Origin of the sequence: Micromonospora sp. CPCC 205539 (genome assembly GCF_036906815.1) — a bacterium.
Classification (GTDB): domain Bacteria; phylum Actinomycetota; class Actinomycetes; order Mycobacteriales; family Micromonosporaceae; genus Micromonospora.
Genome location: NZ_JBAKHW010000048.1, coordinates 1 through 17,863 on the forward strand (window position 1 = coordinate 1; position 17,863 = coordinate 17,863).

General features: G+C 70.2%; 13 protein-coding genes. 9 read left to right on the top strand and 4 right to left on the bottom strand.

Annotation, left to right across the window (positions count from 1 at the left end; translation table 11 throughout):
• Positions 1–217: 217 nt before the first annotated feature.
• The gene (locus tag V6V47_RS28435) at positions 218–475 is read right to left on the bottom strand and encodes a low temperature requirement protein A (RefSeq protein ID WP_334631500.1); all 258 of its coding nucleotides are present in this window, start codon (positions 473–475) and stop codon (positions 218–220) included.
• A gap of 61 nt (positions 476–536) precedes the next feature.
• Here V6V47_RS28435 and V6V47_RS28440 point away from each other — a divergent pair, with 61 nt between their 5' ends.
• Positions 537–1,232: a type 1 glutamine amidotransferase domain-containing protein gene (locus V6V47_RS28440; RefSeq protein ID WP_334631455.1), complete on the top strand. Its 696-nt coding sequence runs from the start codon at positions 537–539 to the stop codon at positions 1,230–1,232.
• Between the two features lie 326 nt (positions 1,233–1,558).
• Positions 1,559–2,098 (top strand): GNAT family N-acetyltransferase, encoded by a 540-nt coding sequence (locus V6V47_RS28445; RefSeq protein WP_334631457.1) that lies wholly within the window; start codon positions 1,559–1,561, stop codon positions 2,096–2,098.
• A gap of 188 nt (positions 2,099–2,286) precedes the next feature.
• Here the strand turns inward: V6V47_RS28445 and V6V47_RS28450 are convergent, their stop codons facing one another.
• The gene (locus V6V47_RS28450; protein ID WP_334631459.1) at positions 2,287–2,994 is read right to left on the bottom strand and encodes a 2OG-Fe(II) oxygenase; all 708 of its coding nucleotides are present in this window, start codon (positions 2,992–2,994) and stop codon (positions 2,287–2,289) included.
• A gap of 535 nt (positions 2,995–3,529) precedes the next feature.
• Here V6V47_RS28450 and V6V47_RS28455 point away from each other — a divergent pair.
• Complete coding sequence (locus V6V47_RS28455) at positions 3,530–4,777, top strand: carbohydrate-binding protein (RefSeq protein WP_442934318.1); 1,248 nt, start codon at positions 3,530–3,532, stop codon at positions 4,775–4,777.
• A 67-nt stretch (positions 4,778–4,844) separates the two neighbouring features.
• Here the strand turns inward: V6V47_RS28455 and V6V47_RS28460 are convergent, their stop codons facing one another.
• On the bottom strand, positions 4,845–5,924 hold the full coding sequence (locus tag V6V47_RS28460) for a hypothetical protein (protein ID WP_334631463.1): 1,080 nt from the start codon (positions 5,922–5,924) through the stop codon (positions 4,845–4,847).
• A gap of 131 nt (positions 5,925–6,055) precedes the next feature.
• On the opposite strand from V6V47_RS28460, the gene V6V47_RS28465 reads away from it, so the two are divergent.
• Positions 6,056–7,594 (top strand): FGGY-family carbohydrate kinase, encoded by a 1,539-nt coding sequence (locus tag V6V47_RS28465; RefSeq protein WP_334631464.1) that lies wholly within the window; start codon positions 6,056–6,058, stop codon positions 7,592–7,594.
• Positions 7,591–9,225 carry a fucose isomerase gene (locus V6V47_RS28470; protein ID WP_334631466.1) on the top strand — a complete coding sequence of 545 codons (1,635 nt, stop codon included), beginning with the start codon at positions 7,591–7,593 and terminating at the stop codon, positions 9,223–9,225. The genes V6V47_RS28465 and V6V47_RS28470 overlap by 4 nt, the downstream gene beginning before the upstream one ends.
• A gap of 94 nt (positions 9,226–9,319) precedes the next feature.
• Here the strand turns inward: V6V47_RS28470 and V6V47_RS28475 are convergent, their stop codons facing one another.
• Positions 9,320–10,318, bottom strand: a complete 999-nt coding sequence (locus tag V6V47_RS28475) for a LacI family DNA-binding transcriptional regulator (RefSeq protein WP_334631468.1) — start codon at positions 10,316–10,318, stop codon at positions 9,320–9,322.
• A gap of 520 nt (positions 10,319–10,838) precedes the next feature.
• Here V6V47_RS28475 and V6V47_RS28480 point away from each other — a divergent pair.
• From V6V47_RS28480 to V6V47_RS28495, 4 genes are all read left to right on the top strand, one after another.
• Complete coding sequence (locus V6V47_RS28480) at positions 10,839–14,093, top strand: DUF2961 domain-containing protein (protein ID WP_334631470.1); 3,255 nt, start codon at positions 10,839–10,841, stop codon at positions 14,091–14,093.
• A gap of 82 nt (positions 14,094–14,175) precedes the next feature.
• Entirely contained in the window at positions 14,176–15,714 is a 1,539-nt protein-coding gene (locus V6V47_RS28485; RefSeq protein WP_334631472.1) for a sugar ABC transporter ATP-binding protein, read from the top strand.
• The gene (locus V6V47_RS28490) at positions 15,711–16,775 is read left to right on the top strand and encodes an ABC transporter permease (protein WP_334631473.1); all 1,065 of its coding nucleotides are present in this window, start codon (positions 15,711–15,713) and stop codon (positions 16,773–16,775) included. The genes V6V47_RS28485 and V6V47_RS28490 overlap by 4 nt, the downstream gene beginning before the upstream one ends.
• Before the next feature lie 23 nt (positions 16,776–16,798).
• A complete protein-coding gene (locus V6V47_RS28495) occupies positions 16,799–17,803 on the top strand; it encodes a substrate-binding domain-containing protein (protein ID WP_334631475.1) in 1,005 nt (334 codons plus the stop codon).
• The last annotated feature ends 60 nt before the right edge of the window (positions 17,804–17,863 follow it).

The window sequence follows — 17,863 nt, forward strand, 5'->3', positions numbered from 1 at the left end:
TCTGCTCCCGCTCCAGCGGGCTCAACCTCGACGCCACAACCACCCCAACGAAGATCATGGAAGGGTGTTGCAACCACCGGTTGAGCCCACCACCCTCTTCCGTCGAAGGATCGATCCTCATGTCCCGCACCGTTCGTCAAGGAAGCCCCCAACCGCAAGCTCGTCACCGCCAAGGGCACCTCCCACGAGATCCCGACAGATCGCCCCGACCTCGTCATCAAGGCGATCGAAGACATGTTCGCGGCACAGCACTGACCGCAAGGAGAGGCCCTCCCCCACCGGCGGGGCGGTAGCGACTGGTAATCCGGGTCGTGTGCGACCAGATCAGCCGGAGCGCCAGGAAGAGCAGCAGGGTACGACCGAACCCTGCGACGTGCGCCCAGCCAGTGTCATCGGTCAGGTCGGTGAATCGGTGCGAGACCCGGGTGAGGGCCACAACGAAGGCCAGCTCGAAGAAGAGTTCCAGGACGCGTATCTAGGCTGAAAATGGCTACTCCCATCAATCACGCCAAATGGGATGGGGAGGCGATTGAGCGATGGCGAAAGTCCTGTTCATAGTGAGCGGAGCGACGTACTGGGTGCTCAAGGACGGCAGCAGGTACCCGACCGGATATTGGGCCGAGGAGTTCGCGAACCCGTACAAGTTGCTTACCGATGCCGGCCATGAGGTCGTGGTTGCGACGCCGGGAGGCACCACCCCGAACGTCGACATGATGAGCCTGCGCCCGGCGATGGTGGGCGGTGAGCAGGAAGCCCTGGATCTGGAAGCGATCATCCGGGATGCGGAGGTCATGCGGCGGCCGCTCAAGCTGTCCGACGTCCGCCTGGAGGACTACGACGCGGTCTACCTGCCCGGCGGCCACGGCCCGATGTCCGACCTTGCGTTCGATGCCGACGCGGGCCGGCTGCTGACCGCCCAGCTCGAATCGGGCAACCCGCTGGCGATCGTCTGCCACGCGCCCGCAGCCATGCTCGCCACCAGGATCCACGGCGTTTCACCCTTCAAGGGCTACAAGGTCACCGGCTTCACCAATGAGGAGGAGGAGGCCGTCGGGCTGGCCCCCAGGGCGACATGGCTGCTCGAGACGGACCTGAAGGAGAAAGTCGGCGTGCAGTTCAGCCGCGGCCCGATCTGGGAGCCGTACATGGTCGAGGACCGCAACCTCGTCACCGGACAGAATCCGCACTCCGCCGCAGTCCTGGGAAAGCGGCTACTGGAGATCCTCAAGTAACGACTGGCCGCAGTCCTCGTTTGCCTGAGCCCGAGGGCCGGGCGGCGCTACGCGCCGCCCGGCACCGCTACACCCTCCGCGAAACCCGCACCGCAGACCATCCCTACCCGGCGCTCAGGCCCCCGCGACGTCAAGACGACGGAGCGAGCCGTTGTGCCGCGAGGTGCTCGGTCAGGCAGACGCCGGCCGCTGGTGCTTCGTAGGGTCTCTAACAACACGCGTTGTCGATCTGGAAACCGAGCCGCGGGCCCAGCCCCCCAGCAAGCGAGGCGCGCGTACCGTCGAGCTGTCCGCCCTCGCGCCGCCGTCGGTGCTAGCGTCGCGGCATGTTCGCCACCGATCGGGTCCGACTGCGTCCACCCACGCCCGACGACGCGCCGAACATGTTCCGTGTGCACGGTGATCCCGAGTTGCACCTGATCACAGACGGAGAGCCGTTCGTGCCACGCCACGTCGGCCAAGTCAGGGCCCGGCTCGAGAAACAGGTCACCGAGCCGCCCGACGGCCAGACCATGGTGTCGCTGCTGGCCGAAACCGTGGCCGACGGCACTTTCCTCGGTGGCGGCGCACTCTGGGGGATCAACGTCTTCAATCAGTACGCCCACCTCGGTATCTCGCTGCTACCCGAGGCGCGTGGCCAGGGGTACGGGACCGAGGTGATCCGGCTGCTCTGCCGGTACGGCTTCCGCAACCGCAACCTACGCCGTCTGGAGTTGGAAACGTCGGCCAGCAACATGGCCATGCGGCGGACTGCGGAGAACTGCGGCTTCAGGCACGAAGGCACTCAGCGGGAACGCGAGTACGACGGCGACGACTTCGTAGACATGGTGATCTACGGTCTGCTGCGGCGCGACTGGACGGCGTAGCCGGCCGGCGCGGCGGCGTCCCGTCGTGATCGGGCGACTCAGGCGTTTAGGCGCTGTTACGACAGGAGGTCGCCCGGGCAGTTCATTGCGTGCGACGAGACCGTCGATACTCGCGGCGCTCCCTGCCATCCGCTCATCGGTGGAGGCGCGAACGGGCTGGCGACGTCGTGTGGGACGACACTTCGGGATCACATGCTGAAGAGCTGCTCGTCCAGGCCGGCCGGCCGGACTGTCTCCGGGCAGGACGGGGAGTAGTAGTTCATGGTCACGACAGCGCGCAGGGCGTCGTCGCGCCGCATCGGTTCCACGTAGTGGGCGTGCGCCCGGGCGTCGAAGAAGTAGAGCTGCCCGCGTCTGGGGTAGATGACGCCGCAGTCGGCGTTCACGTCGTCGACATCGCGCGCGGCGCGGTCTCGGGCCACCACCAGGCCGCCGCCGGTCTCCTCAGACATGTCGGTCAGGTAGAGCAGGCCCTGCATCGGGTTGCTGTCCACGTGGCACGGATATCGCTCGCCGTCACCGCGCAAGATGTTCAAGCTCAGCGCCCGGTTGAGCGTGCTGGTGGTGTGCAGTTCCTCGTCGGTCATCCGGCCGGCCAGATCACGGAACCACCCGCCATACAGCTCGTGGAGCCAGGGCGCCTCCCGGCGCAGCACCTCGCCGCTCACCGTCTCCAGCGGGATCTCGACGTCCGGCGCCTCCCGGGCGGTGCTCATGGTGGGACGGAAGCGGTGTCGGGTCGCCTTGCGGTGCGCCAGGTCCAGCAGCTCGGTATCCCAGCCTGCGGGCAGCACCGAGCCGACGTCGTAGACGTGCCAGTGGAAGGGCAACAGGGTGGGAGGCTGCCACTCGGCGACCGCCTCGGTGCTCGGCTTCGGTAGTGAGTCCTCGTGCACGGATCCTCCTGTCGGGAAGGGGCTGGAAAGGGCAGGGCGTCAGCCGGGATCCAGCCCGTGGAGCACGACCGCACCGACCCGCTCGACCCGCTCACGGAGAGAGAAGTGACCGGGGAAAGAAGTGACCGCCGGGGAGCCGCAGGACGGTCCAGTCCCGGGTGGTGTGGGCCGACCATCCGCGGACCGATTCGGCGGGTGCGACGGCGTCGGCCTCGCCACACCGGGCCAGTACCGTTCACGCGCTGAACAACAACCTCGACCAGGGTGAGATTACGGCAGGGGTGCACCAGGCACCTACCGCTCCACGAGGGGCCCGGGGTTCGGTGTGGTGTTCCTGCTGGTCGTGGCGCTGCGATCCCCCAACTTCCTGGAATCTGTAAACAACCCTTGATATTAAACTTGATGAACGTCAATATGTGGAGGTCGCGGGTCGTCGATGCCTGGGGAGTGAGCCATGAGAAGCCGTCGGATTTTCGCAGTGGTAGCGGGGGCGGCGATGACCGTCACGGCCGCCGTCGCCTTCGTCCCCAGCAGCATGGCGGCCGTGTCCTCGGCGGACGCCGTTGCGATGGTCGCCTGCACCGCCCCAGCCTGGGCCGAGGGCACCACCTACCAGGCGGGTGCCCAGGTCACCTACGGCGGCCGGCTCTACCAGGCTCTGGTCACCCACACCGCGCACCCCGGCGCCGGCTGGAACCCCGCAGCGACCCCATCGCTGTGGCGTGACCTGGGCGCGTGCTCGGGAAGCACTCCGCCGCCCACCACGCCACCACCGACGACCCCGCCGCCACCGACCATACCTCCCCCGACCACGCCGCCGCCCACCGGTGAGACCTGCGCGGTGAAGTCGCGGCCCGCCGGCAAGGTCTTGCAGGGCTACTGGGAGAACTGGGACGGCGCATCCAACGGCGTACACCCCGGACTCGGCTGGATCCCGATCACCGACAGCCGGCTCAACCAGCACGGCTACAACGTGATCAACGCGGCGTTCCCGGTGATCCGCTCGGACGGCACGGTCCTCTGGGAGAACGGCATGGACGCTGGCGTGAAGGTGGCCACCCCGGCCGAGATGTGCCAGGCCAAAGCGGCCGGTGCCACCATCCTGATGTCGATCGGCGGGGCCGCCGCGGGCATCGACCTGAGCTCCGCCGCGGTCGCCGACCGGTTCGTCGCGACGATCGTGCCGATCCTGACGGCCTACCACTTCGACGGCATCGACATCGACATCGAGACCGGCCTGACCGGCAGCGGAAACATCAACACCCTGTCGACGTCGCAGGCCAACCTGATCCGGATCATCGACGGCGTGCTGGCTCGGATGCCGTCGAACTTCGGCCTGACCATGGCACCGGAGACGGCCTACGTCACCGGCGGCAGCGTGGTCTACGGCTCGATCTGGGGCTCGTACCTGCCGATCATCAAGAAGTACGTGGACAACGGCCGGCTCTGGTGGCTGAACATGCAGTACTACAACGGCAGCATGTACGGCTGCGCCGGCGACTCGTACCCGGCGGGCACCGTGCAAGGTTTCACGGTGCAGACGCAGTGCCTGAACAACGGCCTCACCATCCAGGGCACCACGATCCGCGTGCCGTACGACAAGCAGGTTCCGGGCCTGCCCGCGCAGAACGGGGCGGGCGGCGGCTACATGTCGACGTCGCTGGTCACGCAGGCATGGAACTCGGTGCCCGGCCTCAAGGGCCTGATGACCTGGTCGGCGAACTGGGACGGGTCGAAGGGGTGGACCTTCGGCGACAACGTGAAGCGCCTGCAGGGCCGCTGACGGGTGATGGCGCCGGGCGTACCGTCAGCCGGTTTTCCGGCGGGCGTGCGCCCGGCGATCAGCGCGGTCAGCGGGTCGCGGCGGAGGTGCGGCTCACCATCAGCCCGGCAGAGTCGACCACCTCGAAGTCGGTGCCGCGCAGACCGCCCAGCGAGTGCAGGGCGTCGTTGTCCCAGCGCTTGTCCGGCGCGCCCGAGACGAACCACGCCGAGCCGTGGTCGGCGACGATGACGCCGTACCGCTGCATCGCTTCGGCCACGACCCTGGCCTGTCGAGGCAGCCGCGCGACGTCGACTGTGCGCTTGAGGCGCAGTCGCTGACCCAATTGCGGCAACGACGGCTCGCTGTTGCCGGATGCGGAGTGCGACGCAGGCCAGGTCCAACCACTGCGGGTACGCGGAACGGTGACCCGGATCGCGTGGTCGACGCGCCCGGCGGCCACCTCGTCGTAGCGGACCAGACCACCGAGGATCGAGAGCCCGGCAGCGTCGGCGGAGGTCCATCCGGCCTGCCGCATGCGGTTGGAGCGCAGGTCGAAGACCGCCCCGGAGCCCGCTCGCCAGCCTGCGCCTGCGGGATGGGCGTCGAAGAGTTCGTACGCGCGGCACGCGTCACGGTCCCAGACGATGACGTGCCGGTCACCGTCGCCGCGCGGACCGCCCTCGACCGCTGCGTCCGGCGGGATCGGATAGGGCCCGGGGTCGCTCTCGTCGCCGTAGGAGAAGGTGATCGGCACCCGCCGCTGCCCGGACCCGACGACGGTGATCGGGATGCCGATCGGCGCGCCCTGCCACGTGCCGGCTCCGAAGTCGGCGTGCACGGCGGCGGTTGGCCCGATGTTGGCGATGATGGCCGCGGAGCGCGGGTGCACGGGGAGCCGGGAGACATCGGCGTGCCACACGTTGTTGGCCGGGAACACGGCGCAGCCGGCCGCGGACGGGCGGGGGCGGGCGCCGATGGCGGTCTGCGCGGACGGGGTGGGCGACGCCTCGGGCGGCAGGGCGCTGTGTGACGTCGGCGTGCCGGAGACGGAGGCGCTGGCGGCGGGTGCGGCGGTGTCGGGCTGCGGCGGGGTGCCACAACCGGCCAGCAGGACGACGGTCAGCGTCGCGGCAGCGCCAGCTCGGCGCGGAATCGGTGCGAGCACCTCGCGAATCCTGCCGCAACGGTGGCGACGGCGTCCACCAGCCCGGTCATCGGGCACCGGTCCGGGGCCGGGACAGAGAAACGTGAGCGCTCGGCCTTGATTCGGAAATCGATTGCTGGAACAGTGGCGCCATGAAGGTCGCGGCTGTCCTCGGCGTGGACATCGGCACATCGAGCAGCAAGGGCGTGCTCGTCGACATCGACGGCCGCGTCCTGCGGTCGTCCACCCGGGCGCACGAGGTGAGCAGGCCACGGCCTGGCTGGGTCGAGATGGACGCCGACGTCTGGTGGCAGGAGTTCGTCGCGCTCACCCGCGAGCTGCTGGCACCCGGCGACACCGAGGTCGTCGCGGTCGGCGTGAGCGGCATGGGCCCCTGCGTCCTGCTCACCGACGCCGCGAACGTCCCGCTCCGCCCGGCCATCCTGTACGGCGTCGACACCCGCTCGACCGATCAGATCGCCCGGCTCACCGAGCGGTTCGGCGCGGACGAGATCCTGCGTCGGTGCGGCTCGGCCCTGTCCACTCAGGCGGCCGGCGCGAAGGTGGCCTGGGTCGCCGAGCACGAGCCGGCCCTCTACCAGCGCGCCCGTCGACTGTTCATGCCCAGTTCGTGGCTTGCCGTCCAGCTCACCGGCGAGTACGTGCTGGACCACCACTCGGCGAGCCAGTGCACGCCGCTGTACGACACCGACCGCCACGACTGGTACCACCCGTGGGCCGCCGAGATCGCCCCCGGGCTGGTCCTGCCTCCGCTGCGTTGGCCCGGTGACGTGGCGGGCCGGGTGACGGCGGAGGCGGCAGCGGCGACCGGACTCCCGCCGGGCGTACCCGTGATCACCGGGACCATCGACGCCTGGTCGGAGGCGATCAGCGTCGGCGCCCAGGGTGTCGGTGACCTCATGCTGATGTACGGCACGACGATGTTCCTGGTCCACACGGTCGCGGCCCGGGCCACCGATCCGGCGCTCTGGGGGACCGTTGGCGCCCTGCCCGGGACCCGCAACCTCGCAGGTGGCCTGGCGACGTCCGGAGCGATCACGGCGTGGCTGCGCGAGCTGTTCGGCTCGCCGGACTATCCCGAGCTGCTCGGCCTCGCCGAGGCCTCGGGCCCGGGGGCCCGAGGGCTGCTCATGCTGCCGTACTTCGCCGGTGAACGGACGCCGATCCTGGATCCGCAGGCCCGGGGCATCCTCGCCGGCCTCACCATCTCGCACGACCGCGGCGACCTCTACCGGGCCGCGCTCGAGGCGACAGGCCTCGGCGTACGCCACAACATCGAGACCATCGAGGCGAGCGGCGGTGACATCCGGCGCATCGTCGCGGTCGGCGGAGGCACCCGGGGCGGGCTCTGGACGCAGATCGTCTCCGACGTCACCGGCCGCGCCCAGGTGATCCCCGCGCAGACCATCGGCGCCAGCTACGGCGCGGCGTTCCTGGCCGCGCAGACACGGTGGACCGTCTCGATCGAGGCGTGGAACCCGGTCATCGAGGTCTGCGAGCCACGGCCCGAGTTCACCGCCGACTACGACGAGCTGTACGGGCTGTACCGCGAGCTGTACACGAGTTCCAAGCGGGTCGCTCACGCGCTCGCTGCACGTCAGGTCCGTTTCCTGGCCGCCGCCCGAGCGGACGCCAGCGAAGAGCAACGCACCGAAGGAGTCGCCCCATGACCACCTACACGCTGCCCGTGCTCGCCAATCCGCCGTCGGCGGCACCCGGCACCGTCTACACGGTTGCCAGCGGCGATCTCCGACCCAGCGCGAACGTCACGTGCTGGCCCACCCAGCAGCAACTGGAGGCCGACCTCACCGTGGCGGTCAACGCGCTCGGCTGGAAGGTCGAGCGCGGGCACGGCGTCGATGCCGTCAAGGGACACGGCTTCATCGACAGCCAGCGAGCGGGCATCGAGGTCTTCAAGCAGATCCCCGCCGACGCGCCCCTGATCGTGGTCGAGGCCGTCTGGCAGTACAGCCACCACGTCCTGGCCGGGCTGCGCAGCCACCGGGGGCCGATCCTCATCGTGGCGAACTGGAGCGGCGAGTTCCCCGGCCTGGTCGGCCTGCTCAACCTCACCGCGAGCCTCACCAAGGCGGGCATCCCGCACTCCGCGTTGTGGAGCCGGAACTTCACCGACGAGTGGGCCATCGGCGGGCTGCGGACCTGGCTCGAAACCGGCGAACTGTCCCACGACACCAGCCACGTCCGTGACCTGCCGGCCCTGCCCGACGACCCGGAGGTGACGCTGGGCCGGTCCCTGGCCGGCCAGCTCGCGACGGAGAAGGCCATCATCGGCGTCTTCGACGAGGGCTGCATGGGGATGTACAACGCGATCTTCGACGACGAGTTGATCAATCCGCTCGGCATCTACAAGGAGCGGCTGTCGCAGAGCGCGCTGGTCGCCGAGATGGCACGCGTCCCCGACGAGGAGGCCCGAGCGGTCCGCCGGTGGCTCGACGACGCCGGCATGACCTTCCACCTGGGCACCGACGAGGCCAGCGAGCTGACCGAGGCGCAGCTGCTCAGCCAGTTCAAGATGTACGTCGCCGCCCTGCGCATCTCCGACGACTACGGCTTGGACGCCGTGGGCATCCAGTACCAGCAGGGATTGAAGGACACCGTCCCGGCCAGTGACCTCGCCGAGGGTCTGCTGAACAACGTCCAGCGGCCGCCGGTGCTCAGCCGCGACGGCAGCCGCGAGCTGTACGAGGGCGCGCCGTTGCCGCACTTCAACGAGGTCGACGAGGGGGTGGCGGTCGACTCGCTCGTCACCAACCGGATCTGGACGGCGATGGGCCTGGACCCGGCGACGACGCTGCACGACATCCGGTGGGGCGAGCAGTACGGCGACGACTTCGTCTGGGTGTTCGAGATCTCCGGCTCGGTGCCGGCGTCGCACAACGGTGGCTACGACAAGTCGTACAGCATGCGCCAGCCGCCGATGTTCTTCCCGCTGGGCGGGGGCACCCTGAGCGGGGTGTCGAAGCCAGGGGAGATCGTCTGGTCCCGGGTGTTCATCATGGATGGCGTCCTGCACGTGGACCTGGGCCGCGCCACCGTCGTCGAACTGCCGGCCGAGGAGACCCAGCGCCGGCTGGACGCCACCAACCCGCAGTGGCCGATCATGCACGCCGTCCTGCACGGGGTGGACCGGGACCAGCTCATGGCGCGGCACAAGGCCAACCACGTCAACGTCGCCTACGCGCCGGACGCGGCGACCGCCGACAAGGCGCTGCGGGTGAAGGCGGCCATGTTCGCCGAACTCGGTGTCCGGGTGCACCTGTGCGGTGACGTCAACCTCTGACGGCGGGGACCGGTCGCGCCCGCACGTTCGCGGGTGGTGCACGTGAGTGACGACGAGACCGCCGGCCCCTGCGGACCGGGGCCGGCGGGGAGGTTCAGCTCGGGCGGCTGGAGCTCTCGCGCACCTGGAGACCCGTGCTGAGGGTGACGGTCGACGGCGGCCGCGACGGGTTGGCGATCCGTTCGGTGAGCAGCACCGCCGCCGCCCGCCCCAGGTCGTACGTCGGCTGGGAGACGGTGCTCAGCGATGGCCTGACCAGGTGGGCCCAGGGGATGTCGTCGAACCCGACCACTCCGAACTGGGCCGGCACCTTGATCCCGCGGTCGACGAGGCATTCGAGGGCGCCGACGGTCATCAGGTTGTTCGTCGCGAAGACGCTGTCCGGTGGGGTGTCGCTGTCCAGCAGCGAGGCCATGGCCCGGTAGCCACCTTCTTCGCGGAAGTCCGCGTACCGCACCAGATTGTCGGTCGCTTCCCGGTCGTGCGAGCGCAGCGCGCGCTGGTAACCGCGGAGCCGCTGGGCGGCGGTGGAGATCCGGCGCGGCCCGGTGATGCAGGCGACCCGCTGGTAGCCGTTGTCGAGCAGGTGGGTGGTCGCCAGCTCGGCCCCGTGCATGTTGTCGACGAGCACGGTGTCGAGGTTGACCCCGCGCAGTTGACGGTCGATGGCCACCACCGGGATGCGCGCCTCGACGAGCCGGTTGATGACGGTCGGTCGGCCCGACGTGGAGATGATGACGCCCGCCATCCGCTCGGCCAGCGCCGCGGCGATGTACCGGGACTCCTTCTCCGGGTCCTCGTCGCTGTTGCACAGGACCACCGAGTAGCCGGCGCCCTGCGCGACGTCCTCGACGCCGCGCACCATCGAGGTGAAGAAGGGGTTTCCGATGTCGGAGATGATGACCGCCCAGAGGCTGGTCTGACTCAGGCGCAGGTTGCGGGCGACGGCGTTGGGGCGGTAGTCGAGATCCTGCATGGCCTGCTGCACCCGCGCGGCCATTACCGGGTCGACGGTGGTCCGCCCGTTGAGCACCCGCGACACCGTGGCGGGCGAGACCTGAGCCTGCCGCGCCACGTCATAGATCGTGGCCATTCGCCTCCATCCGCTCGACTTCTCTGGTGCTGCGCTGCGCCGTGGCCACCCAGCCCGCTCCGGTGCCGGAGACGGGCATCCTACGGGTGGGTAGTGACGAAGCCGTGACCGGCGTTTCGTGCCGGCGGCCCGCACGGATGCGGTCGCCGGCCGGGTCTGCCGCGGTCGACCATGGGCGGCGGGCGACCTGCCACCGCCTCGGCGTTCAACCTCACGAGAATACGCCTCTCCGGCACGAGCAGTTACGGACCGGCTGCGCACGGTCGCCCCGGCGTAGCGTCCCGGCCGCGCGCCAGCGCCGCGGTGGTGGTGCTGCCCGCGCTGCGGAGAAATCGTTTGCTCGGCTCTGATCGAGGACGATAAAAGCCGGCGCGGTCGCTGTCAACAGCGGCGCCCATCGGTCGCGATCGAGGATTGACCGCCGCGCGGAGGCGTGCCTACCCTGTCGCTGTTGCAGCGAGAAATCGATTCCCTGACGGCGATCCGCAACCCGCCCCACCCACCGACGTGGAAGGCGCTCATGACCCCCACACCCACCACCCCCGCACGAACCCCCACCCGCCGGCTGCTGCGCGCCGCGATCACCGCGGCCCTGCTGGCCGGAACCGTCCTCGCCAGCCCAGCCGGGCCGGCCTCCGCCGCCCCCACCCCCTCCGACAACGGACCCACCGGATGGGACGTCTACCGCAGGCTCGACCGCCTCGCCGAACTCCCCGACGGCCCGCGCGCCTACCAGTTCTCCAGCTTCGACCGCGCCGGCGGCAACGACGACGGCTTCTCCGGCCAGTACTCGTGCCTGAGCACCGGCGCCGACGGCTGCGTCCTCGCCGAGGCCAGCGGAGCAGGTGAGATCGACTCGATCTGGTTCACCCGCGACGAGGGCAACGTCTCCGCCACCGGCACCATCAAGGTGGTCCTCGACGGCGTCACCGTGCTCGACGCGCCCCTGCAGGACGTGGTGGACGGCAAGCTCGGCGCACCCTTCGTCTACCCGGTCGTCGCCAACGCGGCGCAGAGCTCCGGCGGCGTCTACATCAAGGCGCCCATGACCTACCGCAGCTCGATGCGGGTGACCACCGAGAAGAACCCGATCTTCTACCACGTCACCTACCGCAAGTTCACCACCGCCGACGGAGTGCGCACCTTCGACCCGTCGGACCGCGCGTTGGACGTCATCGACCAGCTCAAGGCCGCCGGCACCCGCGACCCGAAGCGCCCGGAAGCGGGCGCGACCACCGCCGACCGGGCGTTCAGCGTCCCCGCCAAGGGCGCGGTGACCCTCGCCAGCGGCGTCGGCCCCGGCGCTGTCAGCGCACTTCACCTGCGGATCCCGCAGCTCGTCGGCCCGCCGACGCCGGTCGCCGACGACGGTCGCGCCTACGGTCCCGGTGGCGGCAGCGAGTTCCGGATGGCCGTCGACCCGGCCAACACCGGGGTACGGCTGACCCGACGAATGGACCCGCACATCGGGCACCAGCGGGCGCAGGTCCTCATCGACGGCGTACCGGTCGCCGAGTGGCCGGCCAACGACCCGGTGCCCTTCGGCACCTGGCTCGACCAGACGGTCGAGCTGCCGGCGACCGCCACGGCCGGCAAATCCACGATCACGGTACGGAACCAGTTCGTCTCCTCGGACGTGGACGTCAACGAGTTCACCTACTGGGCCGACAGCCTGGTCGGCGGCGTCGCCAAGCGGACCGACACCCTCGACCTCGGCCCGACCCACACCGACGTCGAGACCGCCCACGGCTACCGGATCACCGCGCAGACGTGGCAGGGCAGCAACACCATGAGCTACCCGGCCGACCCGGACCGCAAGGCTGCCATCGCGGCGTCCGACGCGGTGCTGCGCGACAGCCGACTGCGCATCACCTTCGACGGCGAGACCACCGTCGACGCGCCGCTCGGCGAGTTCTTCGGCACCGGCCTCGGACTACACCCGGTGCGGTCGCTGATGTTCGGCGTGGACCCCGAGACCTCGACGCTGTCCGCCTGGTGGCCGATGCCCTACCGGTCACGGTTCAGCATCGAGCTGCGCAACGGCTCCTCCGTGCCGATCACCTCGTCGACGGCCTCCGTGACCACCGCACGCTCGGCCCGCTGGGCACCGGCGCTGCGTTCGACCGGCACCGCCGGCTACTTCCGGGCGACCGCGACGGCCGCCGACACCACCCCCGGCGACGATCACCTCTTCCTCGACGTCGCCGGACGCGGCAAGTTCGTCGGGGCCACGCACACGATGGAGGGGCACATCCCGGCGGGCAACCAACGCAACTACCTGGAGGGCGACGAACGCGTCTACGTGGACGGCGCGCAGAGCCCGAGCATCCACGGCACCGGAACCGAGGACTTCTACGAGAGCGGCTGGTACTTCAACCACGGCACGTTCTCGGCGCCCACCAACGGCAACCCGGCCCACGAGGTCAGCGACTACGGCTGCCAGTACGACTGCACCGGCGCCTACCGGCTCCTGCTCGCCGAGGCGGTGCCGTTCTCCACCGACCTGCGCTTCGGCATCGAGCACGGCCCGGGTGACCAGGATCCGGCCCGGTACGGCTCGACCGCCTACTGGTACGGGCAGGACACCGTCGGGCAGCGCTGGACGGACACCGTCGACGTCGGCGACCGGGCCAGCGAGTCGGCGCACGGCTACACCTCCGGCGGCGAGCGTCAGGTGCTCACCGCCACGTACGAGGGCGACGACGGTGCGCCCCGACCGGTCACCGACGACACCCGCGCCTCGACCACGCCGGTCCGGTTCCGGGTGGCCCTCGCCCCGGGCAACACCGGCGCGGTGCTGCGCCGGGTGGGCGACCAGACCGCCGGGCACCAGTCGGTCGACGTCCGGGTGGACGGCCACAGCGCCGGCACCTGGTCGCAGCCGCTGGCCAACAGCTCGCACCGCTGGCTGGAGGACGAGTTCCGGCTTCCGCCCGCGCTCACCAAGGGCAGGTCGACGGTGACCGTCACGTTGACCCCGACCGCCGGCTCCCCGGCCTGGTCCGCGGCCCGGTACGCGGTGCTCAGCGAGGTCACCCCCTTCGTCGACCGGACCCGACCGACGCAGGCTGTCGGGCTCACCGCCACCAGCGGCGCGACGAACTCGGTGGCGTTGACGTGGCGGCCGGCCGCCGACGACGTCTACGCGCCGAGCTACGAGGTGTTCGCCTCGCGGCAGGCCGGGTTCACGCCCGGTGCGGGCAACCGGGTGGGCGTCACGACCCGGCCGAGCTTCGAGCACAGCGGGCTGGGCCTGCGCGAAACCTGGTACTACCGGGTCCGCGCGGTCGACGCCGCGGGCAACCTCGGTGCCTACTCGGCACCGGCGTCGGCCACCACCGGCACCACCCTGCGGATCGAAGCCGAGTCCCTGCTGCCCGCGGTGGTCGCCGATGCTCCTGCCGACGTGCAGGGCGACTGCTGCGGCGTCCAGTGGTCCCGCGGCGCGCAGTTGTGGTTCCGGCCGGACGCGCCGAACCGGAGCGTGACCGTGGCGTTCGAGGTGCCGACGACCGGCACCTACCAGCTCAGCCTGGTGCAGACGCTGGCCCGGGACTACGGCACCAACACGGTGGCGATCGACGGCACCGGCATCGGTGCCGCGTTCGACGCGTACCACTCGCCGGACGTCGTCGTCAGCGACCCGCTGGACTACGGCCAGCGGGAGCTGTCGGCGGGCCGGCACACGCTCACCCTCACGGTGACCGGCAAGGCCGCCGCCTCCAGTGGATACCTGGCCGGCCTCGATTACATCGAGGCGCGTCTCACGTCGTGACACGGACGGAGTCGGAGGCCGGACCCGCGGCCTCCGACTCCGCCCCACCCCCAGATCCCGCAGACGAGCCACGAGGTGCCGTATGACAGATCGGCCGCTGGTCCGGATGACCGGCATCGGCAAGCGGTTCGGCGGCGTACACGCCTGCCGCGACATCGACCTCACCGTGACCGCCGGTGAGGTGCACGCGCTGCTCGGCGAGAACGGGGCCGGCAAGTCCACGCTGATCAACGTGCTCTCCGGAGTGATCACCGAGCACGACGGCACGATCGAGGTGGACGGGGAACCGGTGAACTTCGCCGGCCCGGCCGACGCCCAACGCGCTGGCATCGCCACCATCCACCAGGAGCTGGACCTGGTGGCCGGCCTGTCCATCGCGGAGAACATGTTCCTCGGGCGCGAGCCGCGTACCCGTTTCGGCACCGTCGACATCCGCAGGATGCGTCGGCAGGCCGAGACGCACCTGCGGGCGCTCGGCGCGGACCTCGATCCGCGCCGGCTCGTGGGCTCGCTGCGCGTCGGCGAGCAGCAGTTGGTCGAGATCGGCCGGGCCCTGTCGCTGCGCGCCCGAGTCCTGATCATGGACGAACCGACCGCGGCACTGGCCGACGCCGAGGTCGAACGGCTCTTCGCGACGATCGACGAGCTGCGCCGAGCCGGAGTCGGCATCGTCTACATCTCGCACCGGATGGCGGAGATCGAGCTCATCGCCGACCGGGTGACCGTGCTGCGCAACGGCACCGTCGCCGGCACCGTCGACCCGCGGGTCGCCTCCCGGGACGACATCATCCAGCTCATGGTCGGCCGGTCGGTCGACGCGCTCTTCGGCGAGGGGCGCAACGAGCCCGGTGACGTGCTCCTCGACGTACGCGGACTCGCCGTGACGCCGCGCCGGCCGGTGCCCGGCCGGACCGAACCGGCCGGCGTGGACCTCACCGTGCGGTCCGGGGAGATCGTCGGCCTCGCCGGGTTGATGGGCGCCGGCCGTACCGAACTCTTGGAGACGTTGTTCGGCGCGGGCGGCTCCGGCCGACGCACCGGCGAGGTGACGATCGGCGACCAGCGGTACCGCCCGGGTGGCCCCCGGGCGGCGCTGGCGCGCGGGGTGGCCTTCGTCCCCGAGGACCGGCGCGGCGCGGGGCTGATGCTGGAGCACTCCGTCGCGGACAACGTCGTGCTCTCCGCACTGTCGTCGCTGACCACGCTCGGGCTGGTGCGCCGCTCGCGGGTGCGCCGGACGGTGGCCGAACAGCTCACCACCCTGTCGGTGAAGGCGGCGTCACCGTCGATACCCGTGGCGACGCTGTCCGGCGGGAACCAGCAGAAGGTCGTGTTCGCCAAGCAACTGCTGATGCGACCACGACTACTCCTGCTCGACGAGCCGACCCGGGGGGTGGACATCGGCGCCAAGGCCGAGATCTACCACCTGCTGCACCGGCTCGCCGACTCCGGCATGGCGATCCTGCTCGCCTCGTCGGAGCTGCCGGAGCTGCTGAGTCTCTGCGACCGCGTGGTCGTCCTGCACCGTGGTCGCACCGCGGCCGTGCTGCCCCGTGCCTCCGCCACCCAACAAGCCATCCTCGCCGCGGCCAACGGGGACGATGTCAAGGAGTCTCGATGAATGCGCCCAACCCCGCCACCGTCGCCGCATCGCCGCCGGAGACACCGCCCCGCCGCCGATCGTTCCGACTGCCGAGGGACCGGCACGCGATCGTCGACAACTTCTTCCGGTTCCAGAGCCTGTTCGGGCTCGTCGCCGTCTTCCTGATCGCGATCGCCGTCTCGCCAGCGCGCAATGGCGAGAACGTGTTCCTCAGCTCCGGGAACCTGGCCAACATCGTCCGGGCGGTATCGGAGATCGGCATCATCGCGGTCGGGATGACGTTCGTGATCCTGATCGGCGGCATCGACCTCTCGGTCGGGGCGGTGCTCGGGCTCGCCGCGGTCGGGTCGGCCACGTTGATGGTCGACAGCGGCCTGGGCATCGTGCCGACGGTCCTGATCGTGCTCTTCATCGGCACCGCCTTCGGGGCCACCCAGGGCGCGATCGTCGCCCGACTCGGAATCCAGTCCTTCATCGTCACCCTGGCCGGTCTGCAAGCGGCTCGGGGCATCGCCCGGATGTGGTCTGGCGGGCTGGGCATCCCGATCGCCTACGGCGAGGGGCCGCAGGAGGCCCCCGAGGCTTTCTCGCTGCTGAGTGGCTCCATCAACGGAGTGCTGCCGGTGCCGGCACTGATCTTCCTGGCCATCGGCGTCGGCGCGCTCCTGGTGCTGCGCAGCACCGCCTTCGCGCGGCACGTCTACGCGATCGGCGGCAACGAGAAGGCCGCCCGGCTCTCCGGCGTGCCCGTACAGCGCGTCCGGGTCGCCGTCTTCGCGATCTCCGGCCTGCTCGCCGCACTGGCCGGAATCATCCACGCCGGTCAGCTCAACCAGGGCAGTCCGAACGACGGCGCCGGCTACGAACTGGACGCGATCGCGGCCGTGGTCATCGGCGGGACGAGTCTCGCCGGTGGCAGTGGATCCATGGGCGGCACGATCGCCGGCGCCCTGCTGCTCGGGATCCTGAACAACATCCTCGCCCTCAACAACATCGACGCGAACGTGCAGCTGGTCGTCAAAGGTCTGGTCATCGTTGCTGCCGCCGCGTTGCAGAAGCTTCGCCCCCGCATCGCCTGACCCACCACCACCCTGGAGGAAACATGCGTTACGCCCGCAGAGCCATCACAGTCCTGGCGCTGACCGCGCTCGCGGTCACCACGGGATGCAGCGTCGAGAAGGGCGGCGGCGGCAGTGGTAGCGACGCCTCGGCCGCGTGCGGCAGCGGCAAGGATTTCCTGATCGGCATGTCACAGGCCAACAACGCCGAGCCGTACCGGCAGGTCATGAACGACGACGTGACCACCGCGGCGAAGGCCGTGCCCGGCTTCAAGGTCGTTGTCTCGGACGCGGCCCAGGACAACAGCAAGCAGGTCGCCGACGTGGAGAACTTCCTCTCCCAGAAGGTGAACCTGTTGATCATCTCGCCGAACGAGGCGAAGCCGCTCACCGCCGTGGTCAAGAAGGCGTACGACCAAGGGATCCCGGTCATCGTGCTCGACCGCAAGGTCGAGGGGGACGCGTACACCGCGTTCATCGGCGGCGACAACGTGGCGATCGGCAAGGCGGCGGGCGAGTACTACGCCAAGACGCTGCTGCCGCAGGGCGGCAAGGTCGTCGAGATCGCCGGTCTGCCCGGCTCCACTCCGGCCGCCGAGCGCGCTCAGGGCTTCCGGGAGGGCATCGCGAGCAACCCGAAGATCGAGATCGTTGCCACCCAGACCGCTGAGTGGCTGCGGGAGAAGGGGCAGAGCGTGATGGACGCGATGCTCAAGGCCCAACCGGACATCGACGCCGTCTACGCGCACAACGATCCGATGGCGGAGGGCGCGTACCTCGCGGCGAAGACCGCCGGCAAGGAGACGGCGATCAAGTTCACCGGCATCGACGCCCTGCCCGTCGCGTCCGGTGGCATCAAGGCGGTCGAGCAGGGGCGCCTGCAGGCGACGTTCCAGTACGCCACCGGCGGCCGCGAGGCGATCGACCTGGCCAAGAAGGTCCTCGTCGACTGCAGCAAGGACGTGCCGAAGTCGACCACTCTCGGCACGATGCAGATCACCAAGGAGAACGCTGCGCAGGTCTACACCCAGCTCGGCGGCAAGCAGTAACAGCTCCCCCGGGTGCGGGCCCGCCGCCGAGGCTGGCGGGTCCGCACCGATCCAGCGACC